Annotated in this window: 19 protein-coding genes and 1 pseudogene; 5 read left to right on the top strand and 15 right to left on the bottom strand. The window is 71.8% G+C overall.

What is annotated here, in order from left to right:
- Positions 1-71 precede the first annotated feature (71 nt).
- The 6 genes from OIB37_RS20495 to bldG form a co-directional block, all read right to left on the bottom strand.
- A complete protein-coding gene (locus OIB37_RS20495) occupies positions 72-269 on the bottom strand; it encodes a hypothetical protein (protein ID WP_330459058.1) in 198 nt (65 codons plus the stop codon).
- 524 nt (positions 270-793) lie between these two features.
- Entirely contained in the window at positions 794-2314 is a 1521-nt protein-coding gene (locus OIB37_RS20490) for a DUF7059 domain-containing protein (RefSeq protein ID WP_330459057.1), read from the bottom strand.
- A 296-nt stretch (positions 2315-2610) separates the two neighbouring features.
- The gene (locus OIB37_RS20485; protein WP_330459056.1) at positions 2611-3219 is read right to left on the bottom strand and encodes a small secreted protein; all 609 of its coding nucleotides are present in this window, start codon (positions 3217-3219) and stop codon (positions 2611-2613) included.
- 214 nt (positions 3220-3433) lie between these two features.
- The gene (locus OIB37_RS20480) at positions 3434-5839 is read right to left on the bottom strand and encodes a sodium-translocating pyrophosphatase (RefSeq protein WP_330459055.1); all 2406 of its coding nucleotides are present in this window, start codon (positions 5837-5839) and stop codon (positions 3434-3436) included.
- A 318-nt stretch (positions 5840-6157) separates the two neighbouring features.
- Entirely contained in the window at positions 6158-6595 is a 438-nt protein-coding gene (locus tag OIB37_RS20475) for an ATP-binding protein (RefSeq protein WP_330459054.1), read from the bottom strand.
- A 157-nt stretch (positions 6596-6752) separates the two neighbouring features.
- A complete protein-coding gene (bldG, locus tag OIB37_RS20470; RefSeq protein WP_010986038.1) occupies positions 6753-7094 on the bottom strand; it encodes an anti-sigma factor antagonist BldG in 342 nt (113 codons plus the stop codon).
- A gap of 82 nt (positions 7095-7176) precedes the next feature.
- Between bldG and OIB37_RS20465 the strand changes: the two genes are divergently transcribed.
- Positions 7177-9759, top strand: coding sequence for a DEAD/DEAH box helicase (locus tag OIB37_RS20465; RefSeq protein WP_330459053.1), 2583 nt, complete (start codon positions 7177-7179; stop codon positions 9757-9759).
- Positions 9760-9925: 166 nt separating this feature from the next.
- Here OIB37_RS20465 and OIB37_RS20460 read toward each other — a convergent pair.
- The 7 genes and pseudogenes from OIB37_RS20460 to ssd all read right to left on the bottom strand — a co-directional run.
- Positions 9926-10336: pseudogene (locus OIB37_RS20460) on the bottom strand (Rv3654c family TadE-like protein); the annotation flags it as partial.
- A complete protein-coding gene (locus OIB37_RS20455; RefSeq protein ID WP_330459052.1) occupies positions 10333-10692 on the bottom strand; it encodes a TadE family type IV pilus minor pilin in 360 nt (119 codons plus the stop codon). The gene OIB37_RS20455 and the pseudogene OIB37_RS20460, both read right to left, overlap by 4 nt.
- A gap of 22 nt (positions 10693-10714) precedes the next feature.
- Positions 10715-10915, bottom strand: a complete 201-nt coding sequence (locus OIB37_RS20450) for a DUF4244 domain-containing protein (protein WP_330459051.1) — start codon at positions 10913-10915, stop codon at positions 10715-10717.
- Between the two features lie 77 nt (positions 10916-10992).
- Positions 10993-11778, bottom strand: a complete 786-nt coding sequence (locus OIB37_RS20445) for a type II secretion system F family protein (RefSeq protein ID WP_330459050.1) — start codon at positions 11776-11778, stop codon at positions 10993-10995.
- Positions 11775-12590, bottom strand: coding sequence for a type II secretion system F family protein (locus OIB37_RS20440; protein ID WP_330459049.1), 816 nt, complete (start codon positions 12588-12590; stop codon positions 11775-11777). The genes OIB37_RS20445 and OIB37_RS20440 overlap by 4 nt, the downstream gene beginning before the upstream one ends.
- A gap of 62 nt (positions 12591-12652) precedes the next feature.
- On the bottom strand, positions 12653-13882 hold the full coding sequence (locus OIB37_RS20435) for a TadA family conjugal transfer-associated ATPase (RefSeq protein WP_330459048.1): 1230 nt from the start codon (positions 13880-13882) through the stop codon (positions 12653-12655).
- A complete protein-coding gene (ssd, locus tag OIB37_RS20430) occupies positions 13879-14985 on the bottom strand; it encodes a septum site-determining protein Ssd (RefSeq protein ID WP_330459047.1) in 1107 nt (368 codons plus the stop codon). Before ssd ends, OIB37_RS20435 begins: the two co-directional genes overlap by 4 nt.
- Positions 14986-15564: 579 nt before the next feature.
- Between ssd and OIB37_RS20425 the strand changes: the two genes are divergently transcribed.
- Positions 15565-16398: an HAD family hydrolase gene (locus OIB37_RS20425; RefSeq protein ID WP_330459046.1), complete on the top strand. Its 834-nt coding sequence runs from the start codon at positions 15565-15567 to the stop codon at positions 16396-16398.
- A 390-nt stretch (positions 16399-16788) separates the two neighbouring features.
- Here OIB37_RS20425 and OIB37_RS20420 read toward each other — a convergent pair whose 3' ends face one another.
- A complete protein-coding gene (locus OIB37_RS20420) occupies positions 16789-17613 on the bottom strand; it encodes an oxidoreductase (protein WP_330459045.1) in 825 nt (274 codons plus the stop codon).
- 100 nt (positions 17614-17713) lie between these two features.
- Between OIB37_RS20420 and OIB37_RS20415 the strand changes: the two genes are divergently transcribed.
- Positions 17714-18694, top strand: coding sequence for an ATP-binding protein (locus tag OIB37_RS20415; RefSeq protein ID WP_330459044.1), 981 nt, complete (start codon positions 17714-17716; stop codon positions 18692-18694).
- 3 nt (positions 18695-18697) lie between these two features.
- Here the strand turns inward: OIB37_RS20415 and OIB37_RS20410 are convergent, their stop codons facing one another.
- Positions 18698-19963 (bottom strand): hypothetical protein, encoded by a 1266-nt coding sequence (locus tag OIB37_RS20410; protein ID WP_330459043.1) that lies wholly within the window; start codon positions 19961-19963, stop codon positions 18698-18700.
- Positions 19964-20315: 352 nt separating this feature from the next.
- On the opposite strand from OIB37_RS20410, the gene OIB37_RS20405 reads away from it, so the two are divergent.
- Positions 20316-22952 carry a SulP family inorganic anion transporter gene (locus OIB37_RS20405; protein WP_330459042.1) on the top strand — a complete coding sequence of 879 codons (2637 nt, stop codon included), beginning with the start codon at positions 20316-20318 and terminating at the stop codon, positions 22950-22952.
- A 131-nt stretch (positions 22953-23083) separates the two neighbouring features.
- A complete protein-coding gene (gene acs, locus OIB37_RS20400; RefSeq protein WP_330459041.1) occupies positions 23084-25039 on the top strand; it encodes an acetate--CoA ligase in 1956 nt (651 codons plus the stop codon).
- Positions 25040-25267 lie beyond the last annotated feature (228 nt).

Below are 25267 nucleotides of genomic sequence, written 5' to 3'. Positions count from 1 at the left end.
CCTCGCCCCTGTCCGGAGCATGACGCTCCCTTTACCCGGGCGCTTCGCGCGGCGGCCTCTCGCCGCCGATGTCAGAGGCGGGCGAGGCAGTACGCGCCGAGAGCCAGCGCGACGGTTCCGGCGGCGCCGGCGAGGGTGGCGGATGCGACCTGGTTCACACCACGGGCGACGGGTTCGGCGCGGCGGACCCGGGTGACGGTCCACACCAGCAGGGCGCTCCCGAACAGGGCGAACACCGCTCCCGCGAAGATCGCCGACACGTTCTCCACGTCCCGCCCACCCCTTCCGCGTGCCGTCCGCCCGACCCTGTGCGGGAAGGTTCGCAGGCGAGGGAGACGAGCGGGCGACATCCACGTGAACGGAAGGCCGCCAGGACCCCGGAAGTGCCGATGACGCCGAAGATACCGAACAGGTGATCGAGTCCGACGGGGCCATCCGGCCCCGGTGCCCGTATTTTTCCGGCCGTTTTCCCCGCACCGGCCCGCCCCGGTTCCCGCCCCGCCGCACTCCGGCCACCCGCACCGGCACGCTCCGGCCCGTGCCACCGGCATACGACGATGATCCCGGCGCCGCTACGACGGCTCGGGTACCCCGGATACGACACCCGGACCAGCACGGACGGCAGCCGCCCGACATCAGGTCCGGAACGACACCCGGACCGGCACGACACCCGGACCGGCACGACGACACGACACCCGGTCCGGGGCAACACCCGGACCTGCGCGGCCTCCCGACCTGCGTGCCGGCCGCCGGAGCGGCCGCGCGCACCCCACGCCGGACCACCGGCTCCGGCTCAGACCACCGGCTCCAGGAATCCCTGTTCCACCAGCAGCCGGATCTGCGCGGGCGAACGGTCACGCAGCAACACCGGGTCCTCGCCGACAAGTTGGGCGATGGCGTCCAGGATGCGGCCGGCACTCAGCGTGCCGTCGCACACGCCCGCGAAGCCCGCGCCGATCGTGTCCACCTTCGTGGCGCGGCGCATCCCGCGGTGCTGACGCAGCACCACGTGCTCCGGGTCCTCGGCGCCGGGCAGACCGACCTGCTCCTGGACCACCTCGTCGGCCAGCCTGTAGTGGCCTTCGAGCAGGGCCGCGTCGTCGTGTCGCCGGAGGTAGTCGAGGCGGGCGAAGTGCGCCCGGATCGTCTCCCCGAGGGGCTGTTCGACCGGGTGCGGCCACTCCTCCACCGTGATCGAGGGCTCGGCCGCCCCGGTCCTGCGCAGGGTGATCCAGCCGAAGCCGATGCCCTTGACCTTGCGCGCCTCGAACTCGTCCAGCCACGCGTCGTACCGCGCCTGGTACTCCGCCGGGTCCCCGCGATGGTCACCGGCGTCCCTGAGCCACAGCTCGGCGTACTGCGTGGTGTCCTGCACCTCGCGCTGCACGATCCAGGCATCGCACCCGCGCGGCACCCACGACCTGAGCCTGTCCTGCCAGTCCTCCCCCGCTACGTGCTGCCAGTTGGCGAGGAACTGCGCGAACCCGCCCTCGTTCAGCCGCTCCCCCGATTCCTGAACGAGCGAGCGGCAGAGATCGTCCCCGCTCATGCCGCCGTCCCGGTACGTCAGCCGGGCGCCCGGGGAGATCACGAAGGGCGGGTTGGACACGATCAGGTCGAACGTCTCGTCGTCCCGGACCGGTTCGAACAGCGAGCCCTCGCGCAGATCGGCGGCGGGCGCCCCCGAGAGCGCCAGGGTGAGCGCGGTGATGTGCAGCGCGCGCGGGTTGAGGTCGGTGGCCGTCACGCGCGTGGCGTGCTGGGCGGCGTGCAGTGCCTGGATGCCGGAGCCGGTGCCGAGGTCGAGCGCGGCGGCGACGGGAGTGCGCACGGTGATGCCGGCGAGCGTCGTGGAGGCACCGCCGACGCCCAGGACGACTTCCTCGGCGTGCTGTCCGATGCCGCCGGCGCCGCCGACCGCGCAGCCGAGGTCGGACACGATGAACCAGTCCTCGCCGTCCGGGCCGCCGTAGGGCCGTACGTCCACGGTGGCGGCCACCTCGTCGCCGCCCACGCGCGTGAGCCATCCGGCGTCCAGGGCCTCTTCGACCGGCAGGATCGCCGCCACGCGCGCGTGGGGCACCGGTTGCTGGAGCAGGAACAGTCGTACGAGCGTCTCCAGCGGCGTGTCGCCACGGGTCGCCCGGAGTGCGGGCACGGTCTCGCTGCGCGCCAGCGCCGCGTACGCGGGGGCGCCGAGCAGGTCGAGCAGGCCGTCCGCGGTGAAGGAGGCGGAGAGCAGGGCGTCGCGCAGGCGGGCGGCGACGTCGGGCCGGTCGGGGGCGGGCAGGGGGGCGAGGCCGGAGTCTGTCACGTCTCCATTGTGGCCCGTGGCGAGGCCCGGAGGGCGCCTCAGCACGGGCGGTGCAGCGACGTCGGCGGAGCGCGCGGCCGAGCGGCGGCGCTCGGCGCTCGGCGCTCGGCGCTCGGCGCTCGGCGCTCGGCGCTCGGCGCTCGGCGCTCGGCGAGTGTGCGGCCGAGCATCGGCGTCGGCAAGTGCACGGCCGAACGGCGGCTTCAGCGGGGCACGGGCCGTGTACCGGCGGCGGGGGGGCGAGGCATCGCCGCGCCCCCTGCCGTCGCGGAGGTGTCAGTCAGCCGGTGCCGTTGTCAGCCGGCCGTCGCGGGTGCCGACGGCGGCGCCGACGCCGAGACCTTGCAGCTGGCCTGCTGGGCGATCGCCTGCTGGACCTCGCCCTGCTCCAGCCGCTTCAGCGCCTCGGTGCCGCTGTTGTTCTGCTCGCCGATCTGCTTCGTCTGGTCGGCGACGTCGTGCAGGCCCTTGGCGAACTTGCCCTGGTTCTTGGTGTCGAGCCCGTCGACCTGCTTCTTCAGGCCGGCGTAGGACGCCGAAAGGCCGTTGAGGTTCTTGACGGCGTCCTGCTGCCGCTTGGCACCGTCGTCCACGCCGGGAGGCGCCCCGGCACCGCCGATGGCGGCGGCGATGGCCTTGTAGCCGTCGGACATGTCCTGGAAGGCCTGCGCGTAGGTGTCCCGGACGGTCTTGGGCGGCAGGTTGCCGTCGGTGGCCGTCTTGGCGATCTGCGCGTTGGCCGCCTTGATCTTCGCGTCCTGCGCGGGGACCGCGTCGCACACCGACTTGGCCCAGGCCACCAGCTTGGGGTCGGGTCCGCTTTCCTTGGTGGCGCTGGTGCAGCCCGAAAGCGCCACCACCATGACCGCACCGCCGGACAGTGCGGCCGCGAGCTTCTTGTTCACCGGATCGGTCCCTTCCCTGGCTTTCGGCCCACGGAATCTACACGGCGCACCGACGCCCTCCGCCACCGAACGCCCTATTAATGGGCTTTTACGACTCTTTGTGCCACGGGAGAGAAGGCTCACGGCGTGGGCGAGCCCACACACGCGGGACGGGCGGGCGGCGCGTCAGTACGCGCCACCCGCCCGCCCGTTGTGCGGACTTCCTCGATCCGGTCTACGAAACCACCGCGGGATCGGTCGAGTTGGCGACCCGCTCGGCGTTCTCGTCGTCGCCGACGGCGATGCCGCGCCGCTTGGACACGTACACCGCGACGACGATCACCAGGAGCGCGAGTACGGAGATCAGGATCCGTACGCCGATGCTCTTGTCACTGCCGTAGGAGAACTTGATCACCGCGGGCGCGATGAGCAGCGAGACCAGGTTCATGACCTTCAGCAGCGGGTTGATCGCCGGCCCCGCGGTGTCCTTGAAGGGGTCACCGATGGTGTCGCCGATCACCGTGGCCGCGTGGGCGTCGCTGCCCTTGCCGCCGTGGTGACCGTCCTCCACCAGCTTCTTGGCGTTGTCCCAGGCGCCGCCGGAGTTGGCGAGGAACACCGCCATCAGCGTGCCCGCTCCGATCGCGCCCGCGAGGTAGGAGCCGAGCGCGCCGACGCCGAGCGTGAACCCGATGAAGATCGGCGCCATCACGGCGAGCAGACCCGGTGTGGCCAGCTCCCGCAGGGCGTCCTTGGTGCAGATGTCGACGACACGCCCGTACTCGGGCTTCTCGGTGTAGTCCATGATCCCGGGGTGCTCGCGGAACTGCCGCCGCACCTCGAACACCACCGAACCGGCCGAACGCGACACGGCGTTGATGGCGAGCCCGGAGAAGAGGAAGACGACCGCCGCGCCCGCGATGAGCCCGACGAGGTTGTTGGGCTGCGAGATGTCCAGCGACAGGCTCAGCGGCGCGCCCGGCCCGGTGAGTTTCACCCCGACGTCCTGCACGTTGGTGGTGATCGCGTCCCGGTACGACCCGAAGAGCGCCGCGGCCGCGAGGACCGCCGTGGCGATGGCGATGCCCTTCGTGATGGCCTTGGTGGTGTTGCCGACCGCGTCCAGGTTGGTGAGCACCTGGGCGCCCGCGCCCTCGACGTCGCCGGACATCTCGGCGATGCCCTGCGCGTTGTCGGAGACCGGCCCGAAGGTGTCCATGGCGACGATCACGCCGACCGTGGTGAGCAGACCGGTACCGGCCAGGGCGACCGCGAACAGCGCCAGCATGATCGACGTACCGCCGAGCAGGAACGCGCCGTACACGCTGAGAGCGATGAGCAGCGCGGTGTAGACGGCCGATTCGAGGCCCAGCGAGATACCAGCCAGGACGACCGTGGCCGGGCCCGTGAGGGAGGTCTTGCCGATGTCCCGGACCGGACGGCGGGTGGTCTCGGTGAAGTAGCCGGTCAGCTGCTGGATGACGGCGGCCAGCAGGATGCCGATGGCCACCGCGACCAGGGCCAGGATGCGCGGGTCGCCGCTCTTGGCCCGGATGGCCGCGTCGGAGACCCCGGCGAGGTCCGAGTACTTCGCCGGCAGGTAGGTGTAGACGGCGACGGCGACCAGGACGAGCGAGATCACCGCGGAGATGAAGAAGCCGCGGTTGATCGCGGTCATCCCGCTGCGGTCGGTGCGCCGGGGCGCGACCGCGAAGATGCCGATCATGGCGGTGACGACGCCGATGGCCGGCACCAGCAGCGGGAAGGCGAGCCCGGAGTCGCCGAAGGCGGCCTTGCCGAGGATCAGCGCGGCCACCAGGGTGACGGCGTAGGACTCGAACAGGTCGGCCGCCATGCCCGCGCAGTCGCCGACGTTGTCGCCCACGTTGTCGGCGATGGTCGCGGCATTGCGCGGATCGTCCTCCGGAATGCCCTGTTCGACCTTGCCGACCAGGTCGGCGCCGACGTCGGCGGCCTTGGTGAAGATGCCGCCACCCACACGCATGAACATGGCGATCAGGGCGGCGCCGAGGCCGAAGCCCTCCAGCACCTTCGGCGCGTCGGCCGCGTACACCAGCACCACGCAGGAGGCGCCCAGCAGGCCGAGCCCCACCGTGATCATGCCGACGACGCCGCCCGTACGAAATGCGATCTTCATCGCGGCGTGCGAGACGGTGGTGAGATCTTTTTCCGGTTCACCTTCGGCCGGAGTGGCTTCGCGGGCCGCCGCGGCGACCCGCACATTGCTGCGCACGGCGAGCCACATGCCGAAATAGCCGGTGGCACCCGAGAACACCGCGCCGATCAGGAAGAACACGGATCGCCCGATGCGCTGATTCCAGTCGTCCGCGGGCAGCAGCAGGAGCAGGAAGAAGACGACGACGGCGAATACGCCGAGCGTGCGCAACTGCCGTGCGAGATAGGCCTTGGCGCCTTCCTGGACCGCCTCGGCGATCCGTTTCATGCTCTCGGTGCCCTCGCCGGCCGCGAGCACCTGACGCACCAGGACGCCCGCGACCAAGAGCGCGGCCACGGCGACAGCCGCGATCACCGCCACCATGATCCGGTTGTCGTCCGTCAGTACCGCGGCCGCGAGGGTTGTGGGATGGCCAAACTGATGAGGGGTAGAAAGCCCCGCCATTCGTCCTCCTTGACGCTTGGGCTGAGCTCAAGATGTGGACGGATTCTAGGTACCCGATCGTGATCTAAACAGGCCGCGGTAAACGGAATTCCCCTTCACGTCCTCTTCAGCGAATGATCGAGGTCACGCCGGAGAACCCGAAAGAGGTAATGCCTCAGGGGCATTGACGGCCACATTGATGCTTGATCAAATTATCGGGGTATTGATCGTGAATTCCTTCACGAATTCCGGAGGGTGCCGGAAACACGACGAAGGGCCCTGCTCAGCAGGGCCCTTCGCTGTGGGGTGCACGGCGGGCCGTACGCCCGCGGCGGAGCTTCAGACGAGTTCGGTCACCGGCGGGGCGGTCGGCCAGGACATGCGGATCAGGCCGCCGTTCTCGCCGGTCGTGACCTCCACGTCGTCCACGAGACCACTGATGACCGCGAGGCCCATCTCGTCCTCCTCGGCCTCCACATCCGCGTCCGCGGCCGCGCCGCCGGCCACCCGCGCGGCGGGGACGGCATGCGGGGCCTCGTCGCCGACCTCGATGGAGAACAGCTTCTCGTCCTCGATCAGCGCCACCTTCACGGGTGCCGTGATGTCGTTGATCTGGTGCAGTCCGACAGCGCGGGAGCAGGCCTCACCCACGGCGAGCCGGACCTCGTCCAGCACGGCCTCGTCCACTCCGGCCCTGCGCGCCACCGCGGCCGCCACGAGGCGGGCGGTCCGGACGTGCTCGGGCAGCGCGCTGAAGCGGAGTTCGACGGTGGCCATGCATCCCCCTCGCGACTACGGGCGTGCGGTTCCGGAGGCGGGGCCACCGATAGCCCGCACCCCTGATGAACTTCTGTGCCCCGGGCCCACCGGCCCGGGGCGGGGCCGAGCGGCGCCCGGACCGACATGCGGCCCGGACCCCGCGCACGACCCGGGGTCAGTCGGTGGCCGCCACCGCTTCCTCGACCGAGGTGTGGATCGGGAACACCTTGGTGAGGCCGGTGATACGGAAGATCTTCAGAATGCGCTCCTGGTTGCAGACCAGGCGGAGCGAGCCCTCGTGGGCGCGCACCCGCTTCAGGCCGCCGACCAGCACGCCGAGCCCGGTGGAGTCGAGGAAGTCCACGCCCTCCATGTCGACGACGAGGTGGAAATTTCCGTCGTTCACAAGCTCGACCAGCTGCTCCCGCAGCTTGGGCGCGGTGTATACATCGATTTCGCCACCGACTTCGACGACCGTACGATCGCCGACGGTACGGGTCGACAGGGACAGGTCCACGGATCCTCCAGCACCTTGCTATCGAGCGGTCGCCCCTCAGGACACCTCGGCTTGCAACCCTACGGACGCAACGCCAGCCGCGATGGCATTCAATCACTTACCGGCGTGCGTGCACGACGCCTTGGCTCCATTGTCCGTCACTCCGGTGACACACTCGGTACCGATGGCCAAGAATCTCCGATCCGATCGACCCCCGGCGGACCCGGCATCGCGCCCCTCTCCGGGCACGATCCTGGACCGGCTCGCCTCCGGGCCGAGCCGGTCCGCGCGCATCACTCATACGGAGCACTTGCCCCCGCGCGCGGGCCGCCATGCCGTCTGGCCCGACCGGATTCGATCCGAGGTGATCGCGGCCGTACAGGCCCGCGGCATCGAGCATCCGTGGGAACACCAGGCACTGGCGGCCGAGCACGCCCTGGACGGCGACTCGGTGGTCGTCGCCACCGGCACCGCCTCCGGCAAGTCCCTCGCCTACCTCGTACCGGTCCTGTCCGCCCTCCTGGACGGCTCCGAGGCCCCGAACGGCCGCGGGGCCACCGCCCTGTACCTGTCTCCCACCAAGGCTCTGGCGGCGGACCAGTACCGGGCGGTGAAGGAACTTTCACAACCGCTGGGCAGGGCCGTACGCCCCGCGGTGTACGACGGCGACACCCCGGTCGAGGGACGCGAGTGGGTACGCCAGTACGCGAACTACGTGCTGACCAACCCGGACATGCTGCACCGCGGCATACTGCCCTCCCACCCCCGCTGGTCCTCCTTCCTGAAGTCGCTCAAATACGTCGTCATCGACGAGTGCCACACCTACCGGGGCGTCTTCGGCTCGCACGTCGCCCAGGTGCTGCGCCGGCTGCGCCGCCTGTGCGCCCGCTACGGCGCGTCGCCCGTGTTCCTGCTGGCCTCCGCGACGGCCGCCGAGCCCGCCGTCGCCGCCCGCCGGCTGACCGGCCTGCCGGTGGTCGAGGTCGCCGACGACGCCTCCCCGCGCGGGGAGCTCGTCTTCGCCCTGTGGGAGCCCCCGCTCACCGAACTGCACGGCGAGAAGGGCGCACCCGTACGGCGTACCGCCACCGCCGAGACGGCCGACCTGCTCACCGACCTCACCGTGCAGGGCGTCCGCTCGGTCGCCTTCGTCCGCTCCCGGCGTGGCGCCGAGCTGATCTCGGTCATCGCCCAGGAGCGGCTGGCCGAGGTCGACCGCTCCCTCGCCCGGCGTGTCGCGGCCTACCGCGGCGGCTACCTCCCCGAGGAGCGCCGCGCCCTGGAACGCGCCCTGCACTCCGGCGAACTGCTCGGACTCGCCGCCACGACGGCCCTGGAGCTGGGCGTGGACGTCTCGGGCCTGGACGCGGTGGTGATCGCCGGATACCCGGGCACCAGGGCCTCCCTGTGGCAGCAGGCGGGCCGCGCCGGCCGTGCCGGACAGGGGGCCCTGGCGGTGCTGGTGGCCCGCGACGACCCGCTGGACACCTTCCTCGTCCACCACCCCGAAGCCCTGTTCGACCAGCCGGTGGAATCCACCGTCCTCGATCCCGACAACCCCTACGTCCTCGCCCCGCACCTGTGCGCCGCCGCCGCAGAGATCCCGCTGACCGAGGAGGACCTGGACCTCTTCGGCCCCGCGAGCGCGGAGCTGCTGCCGCAGCTGGAGGCCGCGAAGCTGCTGCGCCGCCGCACCAAGGCCTGGCACTGGACGCGCCGGGAGCGGGCCGCCGACCTGACCGACATCCGCGGCGCGGGCGGGCGTCCGGTGCAGGTCGTGGAGAAGGCCACCGGGCGTCTGCTCGGCACGGTCGACGAGGCCGCCGCGCACTCCGCCGTCCACGAGGGCGCCGTCCACCTGCACCAAGGCCGCACCTATCTGGTGCGCTCCCTCGACCTGGAGGACTCGGTGGCGCTGGTCGAACAGGCCGATCCGCCGTACTCGACGGACGCCCGCGACACCACGTCGATCTCCGTCCTGGAGACGGACGTCGAGATCCCGTGGGGCACCGGCCGGCTCTGCTACGGCTCGGTCGAGGTCACCAACCAGGTGGTCTCCTTCCTGCGCAGACGTCTGATCACGGGTGAAGTGCTGGGCGAGACGAAGCTCGACCTCCCTCCTCGCACGCTCCGTACGCGCGCGGTGTGGTGGACGGTCACCGAGGACCAGCTCGACGAGGCCCGGATCAGTCCGGAGATCCTCGGCGGCTCCCTGCACGCCGCCGAGCACGCCTCGATCGGCATGCTGCCGCTCTTCGCGACCTGCGACCGCTGGGACATCGGCGGCGTCTCCGTCCCGCTGCACCCGGACACGCTGTTGCCGACGGTCTTCGTCTACGACGGTCACCCCGGCGGCGCGGGATTCGCCGAGCGCGCCTTCCACACCGCCCGCGCCTGGCTCGCCGCCACCCGCGAGGCCATCGCGTCCTGCGAGTGCGAGGCCGGCTGCCCGTCCTGCATCCAGTCCCCCAAGTGCGGCAACGGCAACGACCCGCTGCACAAGAGGGGGGCGGTACGGCTCCTCACGGTGCTGTTGCGCGAGGCGCCGGAGGAGAAGCCGGAAGAACAGCCGGAAGAGCAGCCGGGGAACGGGCTGAAGGCCGGGCCGGAGGACGGGCAGGTGCACGGGCAGGAGCACGAGCCGGCGGACGGGTCGGAGGACGAGTCGGAGGACGAGGGGGTCTGAAACCGACTTCCGTGCCCGGGGCCGACCGCATCCGCAGTTGGTGCCGACGGGAGCCGAGCCAGGAGCCGGCGGGGGCGCGGCAGCAGTCGGCGGGGCTCGGGACGGAGATCGGACCCCCGGCCGACGCGGGCGAGACCGGTACCGGCACCGGTGGCACGGGCCGCACCGGCCCGGCCGGCCCCGCTCTGGCCCTGACCTCCGCCGCGAACAGTCCCCGTCCCGCCCCCGCGGTCACGTCCGAGGTCTCCCCTACGATCGCGCACCGCGCCAGCCGTGCCCCCTGGGCGGCCGCCACCCGCTCCGCCCGGCCGCAGGCCCCCGCGCCGCCCTCGGCCCAGTGGTCCGCCGCCGCGAGCGCCGCGAGATCCGCCGCGCCGGCCGCCCGGTGCCGTACGGCGACGGCCTGCCCGAGGGCCAGCACGGCACCGAAGACCACGCAGAGCACCGCGATCGCCCCGAGACTCCAGACGGTGGCGGAACCCCTGTCGGAGTGGTGCCGGCCGAGCGACGGTGACCGGGGGACCTGCCGGCCGAGCGGCCGGAGGACCGGCCAACCGGTCCCGGACCAGTGCCTCATGGCCCCGTCCCCCTCGACCTCATGTCCTCCTCTCCTGCCCCCACGGCCTCCTCCGCCGCGGCAACCGCCTCCTCCCTCACCTCGAACGGCAGCCCCGTCAGTCCCGGTGGCTCGGCCACCACCGTCACCCGGACCTGGTCCCCGTCACGGCCGACGGTCACCCGTGCCCCACGCGGCGCCGCCTCCCGGGTCACCTGTACGACCGCCTCCGCCGGGTCCTGCCGGGCGGCGGCCCGGGCGCCCACGCGGGCGGCGTCCACGCACTGGATCCGCGCCGCCATCGCGAGCAGCCCCCAGACCAGCGCCATCGTGAACGCCACTAGCACGGACAGCACCACGGCCGCCTCCGCGGTCACGAACCCGCGGTCCGTCCCTCGTTCACATCCGCGCACTGAGGGCCCGCTTCACGATGGACTGCAGCTCCGCCTTGACCTGGCCGCTGGTGACGACCTCGTAGAGCAGCAACGCGAACCCGACCGCCGCGATGATCCCCATCGCGTACTCGGAGGTCACCATCCCCGCGTCCCTGCGGCATCGCTCCCGTAGGGCCACCCATGCCTTGACCGTCGCCTCACGCATCTCAAGTTCCCTTCTTCTTCGGCTCACTTCAGCCCACTTCGGACAACTTCAGATCTCTTCATCCCGCTTCGACCCCGTCAGCCCCCACCCCCTCCGACCACGCCTCCCGCGAGCCCGATCACCACGGGCAGCACGCCGAGCGCGATGAACGCGGGCAGGAAGCACAGGCCCACCGGCGCGGAGACCATCACGGCCGCCCGGCGCGCCCGGACCGTGGCGGCCCGGGCGCGCTCCGCGCGCGCGTCCGAGGCGAGCCGGGCGACCGGTCCGGCGGCGGGAAGCCCGGACCGGTCCGCCCGTTCCAGCAGCCGTGCCAGAGCGGACGCGCCGGGCAGCAAGGTCAACCGCCGCCAGGCGTCGGCCGGTTCGCCGCCGAGCCGTACCTCTGCCGCGCCCCATGCCAGCGCGTCCCCGACGGGCCCGCCGAGCGCCTCCCCCACGGCCTGTGCGGCGACGACCGGTCCGGCTCCGGCCGCGATGCAGGCGGCCAGCAGCTCGGCGGCGAGCGGGAGTTGACGGGAGGCGACCGCGGTGTCGATCTCCTCGGCCGGGCTCGCCGCCGCCTGGCGGCGCCGCCACCGCCACAGCCCCGCGGCGGCACCGAGCCCCACCAGCACACCGGCGACTCCGCCGATCAGCACCCACGCCCCGCACACCACCCCGGCCGGCGGCAGCCATCGCCGGGCCGCGCCCGCGACCTCGAAGGACGGCCGGGACTTGATCTCCCGCAGGGCCGACAACTCGGCCGCCCGGCGCCGTGTATGGCGCCGCCGCCGGGCCGCCGCCAGCCGCCAGGCCGTCCAGCCCACGGCCGACAGTGCGACCAGGGCCATCCCCAGCCTGTGGCCGACCTCGCCGTTCATGCCGCCTCCGCCCCGCGCACGATCCGTGCCGCCCACCACACCCCGGCGCCCTCGAACACCGCTCCGGCCGCCAGGCAGCCCAGTCCGGCACCGGTGTGCAGCAGCACCCGCAGCGGGTCGGCGCCCATGGCCGCGCCGAGGAGCAGCCCGAGGACCGGTAGCGCGGCGAGCATCAGTGCCGTGGCCCGGGCTCCGGACAACTGGGCGCGCAGGTCGGCGCGCTGGTCCCGCTCCGCGCGCAGGGCGCCGTCCAGCCGGTCGAGGCCGGCGGCCAGTCCGGCCCCCTGGTCCACGGCCACCCGCCAGCACGCGGCGAGCCCCAGCAGCCCCTCGGCCCCTGGCCGGCGAGCGGCGGCGGCGAGCGCTCCGGGCACGTCACCGCCGAACCGGGCCGCGGCGACCACGGCCGCCCGCACCTCGCCCAGCCCGTCGGAGTCGCGTGCGGCCCGCAGCAGTGCCTCACCGGGCTGCCGTCCCGCGCGCACCTCCCCGGCGAGCGCCCCGCACAGGGCGATCACCGCGTCCACCCTGCGTTCCCTGGCGTCCCTGGCCTGCCGGGCCAGTCTGATCCGGCGCAGCACCGGCACCCCGGCCGCTCCCGCGACGACCGGAATCACCGAGGCGCCCAGCAACCCGATCAGCAGCCCGGCCACAGGAAGCCACCATTCGGCTCCCCACCGCCCGCGCAGCCCGCGCAGTTCACCGAGAACCCACTCCCAGGACGGCGGGCCGGCCGCCACCACGCCTGCGCCCGCGAGCAGCAGCCTCGCCCGGCGCACTCCGCTGTGCCGACCGCCACTCGTCCAGATCACGGCCCCGAGGCACGCCGCGGCACAGAAACACGCCAACTCACCCGCCCCGTAGGTCACTCCCCTCACCCCACCCGCCCCCTCTCGTCGTTCTCGCCGTTCTCGTCGCTCGCGCCGCTCCTGAACTCGCCGCCCAGCAGGTCCCGCAGCAGCTCCCAGCCGTGCTCGCGGGTGAAGGCCCGCTCGCCCCACCGCAGCGCCGGCACCGTTCGAACCAGCCCCGAGCCGTCCCGCTCCAGCACGTGCACCTCGGCGATCCGCCGCCGCCCGGACCGGTCCCGTACGAGGTGGAGCACCACCGACAGCGCGGCCGCCACCTGGCTGTGCAGCGCGGCCCGGTCGAGCCCGGCCGCCGTCCCCAGTGCCTCCAGGCGGGCCGGGACGCGGGCGGCCGTGTTGGCGTGCACGGTGCCGCAGCCGCCCTCATGGCCCGTGTTGAGCGCGGCCAGCAGATGCACCACCTCCGGGCCCCGCACCTCCCCGACGACCAGCCGGTCCGGCCGCATCCGCAGGGCCTGGCGGACGAGGTCCTCCAGGGTGACCAGGCCGGCGCCCTCCTGGTTCGCGGGCCGGGTCTCCAGCCGTACGACGTGCGGGTGTTCCGGTCTCAGCTCCGCAGAGTCCTCGGCGAGCACGATCCGTTCGCCGGGCCCGGTCAGACCGAGCAGGGCGCTCAGCAAGGTCGTCTTGCCGCTGCCGGTGCCGCCGCTGACGAGGAAGGACAGCCGGGCGGTCACCAGCGCCCGCAGGATCCGCTCGCCGCCGGGTGGCACGGTGCCCGCCTCGACCAGTTCGGAGAGGGTGAACGCCCGGGGCCGCACCACCCGCAGGGACAGGCACGTGCAGCCGACGGCCACCGGGGGCAGCACCGCGTGCAGCCGGGTCCCGTCGGGCAGGCGGGCGTCCGCCCAGGGCCGCGCGTCGTCCAGGCGGCGTCCGGCCACGGCGGCCAGGCGCTGCGCGAGGCGCCGTACGGCCGCGGCGTCGGGGAAGGTCACCGGTGTCAGCTCCAGGCCGCCGCCGCGGTCCACCCACACCCGGTCCGGGGCGGATACCAGGACGTCGGTGACGTCCGGGTCGGCCATCAGCGGCTCCAGGGGGCCGGTGCCGACGAGTTCGGAGCGCAGCCGCTCGGCCGCGCCGAGCACTTCGGCGTCGCCCAGCACGCGGCCCTGTTCGCGCAGCGCCTGCGCCACGCGCGCGGGCGTGGGTTCGGCGCCGCTCTCGGCCAGCCGGCGGCGGACGCCGTCGAGCAGGGCCGCGCCGTCCGCCGGGTCGAATCCGGGGAGCGTCATCGCACACCTCCCGCCTCGACCAGCGCCTGTTCCCAGAAAGTGGCGCAGAACCGGGCCAGGGGGCCGCGTCCGCTCGCGCCGGGCGGTTTCGCGGTGCCGCGCGGCCGCAGCAGCGCGGGTTCGACGGGTACCTCGCCGGCCAGGGGCAGGGCGAGCAGCCGGGCCACCTCACGCTCGTCGAAGCCCGGCGCGTACGGCCCCCGTACGGCCACGCGCAGGTCCCGTACGACCATGCCGACGGCGGAGGCCACCCGGCCGGCCGCCGCCACCGCGCGCAGTTCGGCGGGCACGACGAGCAGGGCCAGGTCGAGCTGGGCGAGGGCCTCGGCGACTCCGTCGTCCAGGCGGCGCGGGAGGTCGACTACGACCGTGCCGCCACGACGCCGGCCTGCGGCGAGCACCGCGCGGACGGCCTGCGGTGGGATGGCGACGCAGTCACCGCGGTCCCAGCTGAGCACCCGCAGCGCGTGCAGTTCGGGCAGTGATTCCTCCAGCGCGCCGCCGCCGACGCGGCCGCGCGAGGCGGCGAAGGCGGGCCAGCGCAGTCCCTCGGCGCTCTCGCCGCCGAGCAGCACATCGAGTCCGCCGCCCAGCGGATCGGCGTCCACGAGCAGGGTGCGCAGTCCCTCACGCGCGGAGGTGACGGCGAGCGCGCAGGCGAGCGTGGACGCGCCGGCCCCGCCCCGGCCGCCGATGACCCCGACGGTGAGGGCCGGGCGGCCGACGCCCTCGGCGACGTCGGCGATGCGGTCGACCAGCCACTGCTCGCCGTCCGGCAGCATCAGGACGTGGTCGGCGCCGATCTGGACGGCCCGTTTCCACACCCCGGAGTCGTCCTGGTCGCGGCCGACGAGCACCACTCCGCGCCGGCGCGCGGCCCCGCGCACCCGGCGGGCCGCGTCGTCGCCGACCAGGACGAGCGGGGCCGTGTCCCAGCCACCGCCGCGTTCCGGTAGGCCGTGATGGACCTCGGGTGTGGCGCCCGCGGCCGCGCACAGGCGCAGGAGATCGTCGAGGAGTGCGGCGTCCTCGGTGACGATGAGCGGCCGTCCGGGCCGCCCTCCGGCGGCTGGTGACGGGTCATGGGTGACGGTTCCGGTCACGTGTGTTCCCCTTCGCTGCCTCTTCCGCGCAGCCCCCGGTGCCACGCGATTCCCAAAGATGCGGAGAACCGGGAACCGGCCTCCATATGAACGGCCGGCGGGAACCGGCCATGCGCGCCCGGCAATCGCAACCGGCCATGAACTCGCCGCGGTCGGAGCGCGCTGGAATCACGGTGCAGCGATCCCGGAAATCGTGTGGATCTTGGTCAAAAACTGTGGACGACTCAGCCGTTGTGAATATCTCCGTCACCCATACCGGTGACCTCTGTCCAGTCGGTGTACGACTTCCACAGAGCAGTCCGTCGATTACCCTCGGTTACGAATCATGGGCATGACGAAAGGGCGGCTCAGGCCGCCCGATGCCGGTCTCGAACCGGTTGAAGGAGGAAGAAAACCCATTTGGACATGCGACGACCCCCGCCGGGGGGGAGAGCGGGGGTCGTCCCCACGGCCGACTCGGGGGGGGAGGAGTCGGGCCGGGTTAGCACGGTCGCGAACGATCCGTGACTTCCATGGTGTACCCGAGAGCCTTCTCAGGCAAACCCACGCGCCCCACCTTACGCCGAATGGTGGGCGCCTATGCTCGGGGACGTGGAAAACCACTCCTTGCCCCGCGCAGCAGCCTTCTTCGACCTGGACAAGACGGTCATTGCGAAGTCGAGCACACTCACCTTCAGCAAGTCCTTCTACCAAGGCGGACTGATCAACCGCAGGGCCGCACTGCGTACCGCATACGCCCAGTTCGTGTTCCTGGTCGGCGGCATGGACCACGACCAGATGGAGCGCATGCGCGAGTACCTGTCCGCCATGTGCCGTGGGTGGAACGTGCAGCAGGTGAAGGAGATCGTCGCCGAGACCCTGCACGAACTGATCGACCCGATCATCTACGACGAGGCCGCCTCCCTCATCGAGGAGCACCACGCCGCCGGCCGCGACGTGGTGATCGTGTCCACCTCGGGCGCCGAGGTGGTCGAGCCGGTCGGCGAGCTGCTCGGCGCGGACCGGGTGGTGGCCACGCGCATGGTCGTCGGCGAGGACGGCTGCTTCACCGGGGAGGTGGAGTACTACGCCTACGGGCCGACCAAGGCCGAGGCGATCAGGGAGCTGGCCGCGTCCGAGGGCTACGACCTCGACCGCAGCTACGCCTACAGCGATTCGGCGACCGACCTGCCGATGCTCCAGACCGTCGGGCACCCGCACGCCGTGAACCCCGACCGCGCGCTGCGCCGCGAGGCCGTCGCACGCGGGTGGCCGGTTCTGGAGTTCCGCCGGCCGGTCCGGCTCAAGCAGCGGCTGCCCGCGCTCTCGGTGCCGCCCCGGCCCGCGCTCGTCGCGGCCGCGGCCATAGGAGCGGCCGCCGCGACGGCCGGGCTCGTCTGGTACGCCAGCCGGCGCCGCGGTGCGACCGCCTGACCGGTTCGCCCCTGATTGAAGGCAAAAGTAAAGAACTGTAGGCAGGGGTTCCGCTTGTTCCGTGCTTGCAGTACAAAGGAATCAGGCCCGCGAGACCAAAGGACATCCGAGAGGATCCCCTGACACTACGCACTTGGCCCCACGGACCCAGCATGAACCACAGGGCACCCACGCGACGTCGGACCGTCGATTACGGGCCTGCCGCACCAGGTGACGGGCAAAGCACCCGACCTGATGGGCGATATCTCGAGGACGCTTGGTAACCCGAGTGGCATGCCAGCGGCGGTACGAGCACTCGTACCGCCGCAACCCTGTTCAGGCCCCTTCCGGGGCCTTTTCCATGACTTCGGGCCCGCTTCCCGGGACCCACTCAGGCCGCTCAGAGGCCGTTCAGGCCGCTCCGCGCTGCAGCGCCTCGCACACCGCCGTCGACTCGCGCACACCCAGCTCGACCGCCCTGCCGCAGTGGGCGATCCAGGCCGCCATGCCCGCGGGAGTACCGGAGACGTACCCGTCCAGCGCGGCGAGGTAGGAGGCGCGGCCGAGTTCGGCGTGACCCACCTCGGCCGGGCAGACCGCCTTCGGGTCCAGGCCGCTGCCGATCAGGACGAGCCGCTCGGCCGCGCGCGCGACCAAGCCGTTGTGCGAGGTGAAGGGGCGCAGCGCGAGCAGTTCGCCGTGCACGACGGCGGCCGTCACCAGCGCCGGCGCGGACGTGCCCGCGATGATCAGGTCCGCCAGCCCGTCCAGCCGGCCGGACATCTCCGCGGCGTCCGGCAGCGGCAGTTCGATCAGCGGCTCCTCGGCCCGCTCGCCCGCGTGCCGGGGCCTGCCGACCTCGTCGGCGTCGCTCGCGGCCGCGACGAGGTGCAGCCGGGCGAGCACCCTGAGGGGCGACTGCCGCCAGATGGACAGCAGCTGGCCCGCCTCGGCGGTCAGCCTGAGGGAAGCGCCCACGACACGCGCCTCGGCGTCGCCACTGAAGTCGGTGCGCCGCCGCACCTCCTCCAGGGCCCAGTCTGCACCGGACAGCGCCGCCGAACCGCGGGCGCCGCGCAGCGCGGCCTCGGAGGTGATCGCGTTGCTGCGGCGGCGCATGACCCGGTGCCCGTAGACCCGGTCCACGGCCTTGCGCACGGACTCCACGGACTCGGCCACACCGGGCAGCGTGCCCAGGGCCGCGAGCGGATCGGCGTTCGCGCCTGTCGTACTCATGAGTACGACAGTACGCACCCCGCCGCCGCGCCCCACGAAGGAGTGGTCTTCTTCACCCTTCCAGCCACTTACAGCTATCGCGCGACTACGCTTGGTGAACATGAAAATTGCTTTCGTCGGAAAGGGCGGCAGCGGCAAGACCACGCTCTCCTCCCTCTTCATCCGTCACCTCGCCGCCGCGGGCGCCCCCGTGGTGGCCATCGACGCGGACATCAACCAGCACCTCGGCCCGGCCCTCGGTCTCGACGAGAAGGAGGCCGCCGCACTCCCCGCGATGGGCGACCGGCTGCCCCTGATCAAGGACCACCTGCGGGGCTCCAACCCGCGCATCGCCTCCTCCGCCACGATGATCAAGACGACCCCGCCCGGCGAGGGCTCCCGGCTGGTCCGGGTGCGGGAGCCCAACGCGGTGTACGACGCCTGCGCCCGGCCGGTGGAACTCGACGGCGGTGCCGTCCGTCTGATGGTCACCGGGCCCTTCACGGACGCCGACCTGGGGGTCGCCTGCTACCACTCCAAGACGGGAGCGGTGGAGCTGTTCCTGAACCACCTCGTCGACGGCCCCGACGAGTACGTGGTGGTCGACATGACGGCCGGTTCGGACTCCTTCGCCTCCGGCATGTTCACCCGTTTCGACATGACGTTCCTCGTCGCCGAGCCGACCCGGAAGGGGGTCTCCGTCTACCGCCAGTACAAGGAGTACGCCCGCGACTTCGGCGTCGCCCTGAAGGTCGTCGGCAACAAGGTCCAGGGGCAGGAGGACATCGACTTCCTGCGCGCGGAGGCCGGGGACGACCTGCTCGTGACGGTCGGGCACTCGGACTGGGTGCGTGCCATGGAGAGGGGTCACCCGCCGCGGTTCGACCTCCTGGAGGAGCCCAACGTCCGCGCCCTGCAAGCCCTTCGGGCTGCCGCGGACGCGACCTACGAGCTGCGCGACTGGGAGCGCTACACGCGCCAGATGGTGCACTTCCATCTGAAGAACGCCCAGTCGTGGGGAAACGAGCGCACAGGGGCCGACCTGGCGGCGCAGGTCGACCCCGGCTTCGTGCTCGGCGAGGGTGTGGCAACCCCCGTCTGACGCCTACTGCTTGGCCGCCGGCGCCCCGGGCACACCCTTCGGCGCCGGTGCCGGGCGGCCGGACAGGAGGGACGCCCAGCCCTTCCGGGGCGCCTCACCCACCTCGAGGGTGCGCAGCTTCTTCAGCGTCTGCGGGTCCTGCGCGTCGAGCCAGTCGGCGAGCTGATGGAAGGAGACACAGCGCACCTCGGGCTTGTTGCACACCTCCTTGACCACCTCGTCGAGGGCGCGCATGTACGTGCCGCCGTTCCAGGACTCGAAGTGGTTGCCGATGATCAGGGGCGCGCGGTTGCCGTCGTAGGCCCGGTAGAAGCCCTTGACCAGGCCGTCGCGCATCTGGTCGCCCCAGGAGGCGTACATGTCCGGGTCGCCCTGGGTCTGGGTGCCGGACTGGTTGACCATGAAGTTGTAGTCCATGGTCAGCTGCTCGTAGGTGTGCCCGGGGAAGGGGACCAACTGCATCGACAGGTCCCACAGGCCCTGCTTCTTCTTGGGCCAGACCTGGTCGTTGACGCCGCTGGAGTCGTAGCGGAAGCCCATCTGGCTCGCCGCCTTCATGAAGTTCTTCTGCCCTTCCAGGCAGGGGGTGCGGGCGCCGATGAGTTCCTTGTCGTAGTCGAAGGGCAGCGGCGCCGACTTGGTCATGCCGGTGGTGGTCTTCCAGCTCTTCACGAACTGCTTGGCCTGGTCGATCTCGCTCTTCCACTCGTCCACCGACCACTCGCCGACACCGCCGTCGGGACCGCAGAAGTGGCCGTTGAAGTGCGTGCCGATCTCGTTGCCCTCCAGCCAGGCCATCCGCACCTGCTTCACGGTGTCGGCGATGCCCTGCGGGTCGTTGAAGCCGATGTCGGACCGGCCCGGCGAGTGCTGCGGGGGTCTGTAGAGGTCACGCTTCTCCTCGGGCAGCATGTACACGCCGCTGAGGAAGAAGGTCATGTTCGCCTTGTTCTCCTTGGCGACCTTGCGGAAGTGCGAGAACAGCTTCTGACTGTCCTCGCCCGAGCCGTCCCAGGAGAACACGACGAACTGCGGGGGCTTCTGACCCGGCTCGAGCTTCTCGGCCCTGGGCAGGTGCGGCTGCGCACCGGTGTACGCGGTGGACCCGTCGCCGATCAGACGGACCACGCTCTGCGGGGCCGGCGCCCCGTTCTGCGGGCCGGACTGCCCCTCCTTCGAACCGTTGGAGCCGGTCGCGCAGCCGGCGAGCGGCGCGGCACAGGCCACGGCGACCACGACACCGACGGCGATCCTCTGGGTGGCGGTCATGTTCCGCCCACCTTCTTCCTTCTCTCAGGCGAACGCCGACTCTCAGGCGGACGCTGACGAGGGTGTTTTCTGGCGATCTGCCGGGGTTGCACCGGCAGCGCCGCCAAGGTCGCACGAGGCCGAGAAGGAATTAGTACGACAAGCCGATGAAATGACTGCTTCACCTGAGGAGGTGATCCGCTGATCCATTTGCCCCGAAAAGTTATGCCCAGCCTTTACTCTGCATTACTGTTCGTTTACCGAGCGTTGATCCATCCCGCCGCTGCACGCCGTGACCCACGGCCGCGACCGACCCCCGCCCCGAGCGGGAACCCACCAGTCCGCGACCGCGCCGCCCCGGAGGAGACGGGACATGCCAGCCTGCGCACCTGCCCGCACCCAGCCCCACCCGCCGCACACCACCCCACCGACCCGGCGCCGCCGCCTCCCCGTCGAGGGCGCCGACCTGTCCGCGTCCGTCGCGGTCTTCCTCATCGCCCTGCCGCTCTCCCTCGGCATCGCCCTCGCCACCGGCGCCCCGCTCCAGGCCGGGCTGGTCGCCGCCGCCGTCGGCGGACTCGTCGCCGGACGGCTCGGCGGTTGCCCGCTGCAGGTCAGCGGGCCCGCGGCCGGACTGACCGTGGTCACCGCCGACCTGATCCACCGCTACGGCTGGCAGGCGACCTGCGGCATCACCGTCCTCGCCGGTCTCGCCCAACTCGGCCTCGGCTGCCTGCGGGTGGCGCGGGGAGCGCTCGCCGTCAGCCCGGCCGTGGTGCACGGCATGCTCGCCGGCATCGGCGTCACCATCGCCGTGGCACAGCTGCACATCGTCCTCGGCGGCAGCCCCGACAGCTCCGTCCTCGCCAACCTGCACGCCCTGCCCGCCCAGTTGGCCCGGCTGGATCCGGCCGCCGTGTCGATGAGCGCGCTGACCCTCACCCTCCTGCTGGCCTGGCCTCGCGTCCCCGGGCGCCCGGGAGCCCTGTTGCGCAAGGTCCCGGCCGCCCTCGTCGCGGTCACCGGGGCCACCGTCACCGCGGCACTCACCGGACTGAGCCTGCCCCGGGTCGACCTGCCGTCCTGGCGCAGCCACGCCCTGGCCGGACTGCCCGAGGGGCCGGTGCTCGGCATCGCCGCCGCCGTACTCACCACCACGCTGGTGTGCAGCGTGCAGTCACTGCTCGGCGCGGTCGCCGTGGACAAGCTGCTCGCCTCGCGCCCCGGCCCCCAGGCACATGTCGCCCGCTCCCGCCTCGACCGCGAACTGCTCGGCCAGGGCACGGCCAACATCGTCTCCGGAGCGCTCGGCGGACTGCCGGTCGCGGGCGTGGCCGTGCGAAGTTCGGCGAATGTGAATTCCGGTGCCGTGAGCCGGAACTCCACGATGCTGCACGGCGTTTTCGTAGTAGTCGCCGCGCTGCTGATGGTCCCGCTCCTGGAGCAGATCCCGCTCGCCTCGCTCGCCGCCCTGGTGATGGCCGTCGGCATCCAGATGGTGTCCCTGCACCACATCCGCACGGTGACCCGCCACCGCGAAGTACTGGCGTATGTCGCCACCACACTCGGCGTGGTGTTCCTCGGCATCCTGGAGGGCGTGTTCCTCGGGGTCGCCATGGCCGTCGCCGTCGCCCTGCACCGCCTCACCCGCACCCGCATCACGCACAAGGAGAAGGAAGGAGTCCATCACGTACACGCACGAGGCCAGCTGACGTTCCTCGCGGTGCCCCGGCTCAGCAGAGCCCTGCATCTCGTACCCCAAGGAGCCCATGCCGTCGTGGAGTTGGATGGGTCGTTCATGGACCACGCGGCGTACGAGTCCCTGCAGGACTGGCAGAGCGCGCACACCGCGCGAGGCGGCACCGCCCGGCTGACGGGCCGGCGCGGCGGAGTCCGGACCACCACCGCCCCGACACCGTCGGCGGTGTGCCGGTGCCTGCCCTGGACACCGTGGCGGAACCACCAGTGCGCGTTGACGTCCGGCGGTCCGGCGGTCGGTACGGGTGCGAGCACGAGTGCAAGTACAGGTACGAGTACGGGCACGAGTACAGGTACGAGTACGGGTGCGCTCGCGGGTGCGGGCAGCGCCGGGAAGGGCCGAGGTCCGGGTGCCGGCGAGACGGGACCCCCGGCCGGCTCCGGCTCCGGCGCGGCCGAAGGCACCGGCACGAATACCGGAGCCGACACGGGCCACGGCTCCGGCACCGACACCGACCCGACCGCCCCCATCAACACCACCACCAACACCAACACCAACACCACCTCCCCCACCATCAGCACCAGCCGCCACACGCGCCCCGTCCCTCACGAACTCGCCCGTGGCATCAGCTCGTTCCAGCGGAACACCGCCCCGCTGGTACGGGACGAGCTGGCGCGGCTGGCACGGGAGGGGCAGCAGCCCTCGCAGCTCTTCCTCACCTGTGCGGACTCTCGCCTCGTCACGTCGATGATCACTTCCAGTGGTCCGGGTGACCTGTTCGTCGTCCGCAACGTCGGCAACCTGGTGCCGCCGCCGGGCGAAGAGCACGGCGACGACTCGGTGGCGGCCGCCATCGAGTACGCGGTGGACGTGCTCGGGGTGCGGTCCGTCACGGTGTGCGGGCACTCCGGGTGCGGAGCGATGCAGGCGCTGCTGACCGCCGAGCCCGGGGGTGCGATGACCCCGCTGAGACGGTGGCTGCGGCACGGGCTGCCCAGCCTGGAGCGGATGGCCGACGACCGCCGGGCCCGGCCCCGGCCGGCCGGGCGGGCACCGGCCGACGCGGTGGAACAGCTGTGCCTGACCAACGTGGTCCAGCAGCTGGAGCATCTGCGGGCGCACGACTCGGTCGCGCGGGCGCTGGCATCCGGCACGTTGGAGCTGCACGGCATGTACTTCCACGTGGGCGAGGCGCAGGCCTATCTGCTCGGCGGCACGGAGGGGAACCATCAAAACGGCGACGAGGCCGTGTTCGTGGACGTGAGGTTCGACGACGTGCGAGAGGGGGAGGAGGTGCACAGTCCGGTGTGACCGTGCAGCTCAGGGCCGCCTCATCACGCATAGGTCTATACCAATTTTGGGACTGACCCTTGTCACCGGACCCCCGGGTCTGATGAGGTGTGGCCCGGGACACAACGGACACCCTGGGAAAGGGAGATGTCGTGAGCAACGAAAGCCTGGCCAACCTCTTGCGGGAGGATCGCCGATTCGCGCCACCGGCCGACCTGGCCGCGAACGCCAACGTCACGGCAGAGGCGTACGAGCAGGCCAAGGCTGACCGGCTCGGCTTCTGGGCCGAGCAGGCCCGCCGCCTGAGCTGGGCCAAGGAACCGACGGAGACGCTGGACTGGTCGAACCCTCCGTTCGCGAAGTGGTTCAAGGACGGCGAGCTGAACGTCGCGTACAACTGCGTGGACCGGCATGTCGAGGCCGGTCACGGCGACCGGGTCGCCATCCACTTCGAGGGCGAACCCGGTGACAGCCGCTCGATCACCTACGCCGAACTGAAGGACGAGGTCTCCAAGGCCGCGAACGCCCTGCTGGAGCTGGGCGTCCGCAAGGGCGACCGGGTCGCCATCTACATGCCGATGATCCCGGAGACGGCGATCGCGATGCTGGCCTCGGCCCGGATCGGTGCCGCGCACTCGGTCGTCTTCGGCGGTTTCTCGGCCGACGCGCTCGCCACCCGCATCAAGGACGCGGACGCCAAGGTCGTCATCACCTCCGACGGCGGCTACCGGCGCGGCAAGGCGTCCGCCCTCAAGCCCGCCGTGGACGAGGCGGTGCGGAAGGCCGGCAACGTGGAGCACGTGCTGGTGGTGCGCCGTACCGGACAGGACGTGGCCTTCGACGCCGAGCGGGACGTCTGGTGGCACGAGCTGGTGGACCGCCAGTCCGCCGAGCACACCCCGGAGGCGTTCGAGGCGGAGCACCCGCTGTTCATCCTCTACACCTCGGGGACGACGGGGAAGCCGAAGGGCATCCTGCACACCTCGGGCGGCTACCTCACCCAGGTGGCCTACACGCACTGGGCGGTGTTCGACCTCAAGCCGGAGACGGACGTGTTCTGGTGCACGGCCGACGTCGGCTGGGTCACCGGACACTCCTACATCGTGTACGGGCCGCTGGCCAACGGCGCGACGCAGGTGATGTACGAGGGCACCCCGGACAGCCCGCACCAGGGCCGGTTCTGGGAGATCGTGGAGAAGTACCGGGTCTCGATCCTCTACACGGCCCCGACGGCGATCCGGACGTTCATGAAGTGGGGCGACGACATCCCCGCGCAGTTCGACCTGACCTCGCTGCGGCTGCTCGGCTCGGTGGGCGAGCCCATCAACCCCGAGGCGTGGATCTGGTACCGCAAGCACATCGGGGCCGACCGGACGCCGATCGTGGACACCTGGTGGCAGACCGAGACCGGCGCGATGATGATCTCGCCGCTGCCGGGCGTCACCGAGGCCAAGCCCGGTTCCGCGCAGCGTGCGCTGCCCGGCATCAGCGCGACGGTCGTCGACGACGAGGCGAACGAGGTGCCCGACGGCGGTGGCGGCTACCTCGTCCTCACCGAGCCGTGGCCGTCGATGCTGCGCACGATCTGGGGCGACGACCAGCGGTTCCTCGACACCTACTGGTCGCGCTTCGAAGGCAAGTACTTCGCGGGTGACGGCGCGAAGCGGGACGACGACGGGGACATCTGGCTCCTCGGGCGCGTGGACGACGTGATGCTCGTGTCCGGGCACAACATCTCCACCACCGAGGTGGAGTCGGCGCTCGTCTCGCACCCGGCGGTCGCCGAGGCGGCGGTGGTCGGCGCCGCCGACGAGACGACCGGCCAGGCCATCGTCGCCTTCGTCATCCTCCGCGGTACGGCGTCGGAGGACGAGAAGCTGGTCGGCGAGCTGCGCGACCACGTCGGCGCCACGCTCGGCCCGATCGCCAAGCCGAAGCGGATCCTGCCGGTGGCGGAGCTGCCGAAGACCCGCTCGGGCAAGATCATGCGGCGTCTGCTGCGGGACGTGGCCGAGAACCGCCAGCTCGGAGACGTGACGACCCTCACGGACTCCACGGTCATGGACCTCATCCAGACCAAGCTCCCGGCCGCGTCCAGCGAGGACTAGGACGGGGCGGGGCCGTACGGCCGTCAGAGGGGCGCCCGGCGTGCGAACGCCGGGCGCCCCTCTCGCGTGCTCTCCACGCGTACGCCGCCACACATGCGCCCGGCTCCAACCTTAGGTAAACTAAACAAAGCCCTCGACTGGGCGAAAACAGCAAGCCGCAGAACATGACAAGGTCCGAAAAGGTGCGCCGGGAAGTCTGGTCGGCAGACGCTCGCCCCTGCCCACCAC

It is taken from the genome of Streptomyces sp. NBC_00820 (genome assembly GCF_036347055.1).
In the GTDB taxonomy this organism is placed as follows: Bacteria; Actinomycetota; Actinomycetes; order Streptomycetales; family Streptomycetaceae; genus Streptomyces.
Note: the sequence above shows the minus strand (reverse complement) of the source record. Positions and strands in the feature narration are given on the sequence as shown.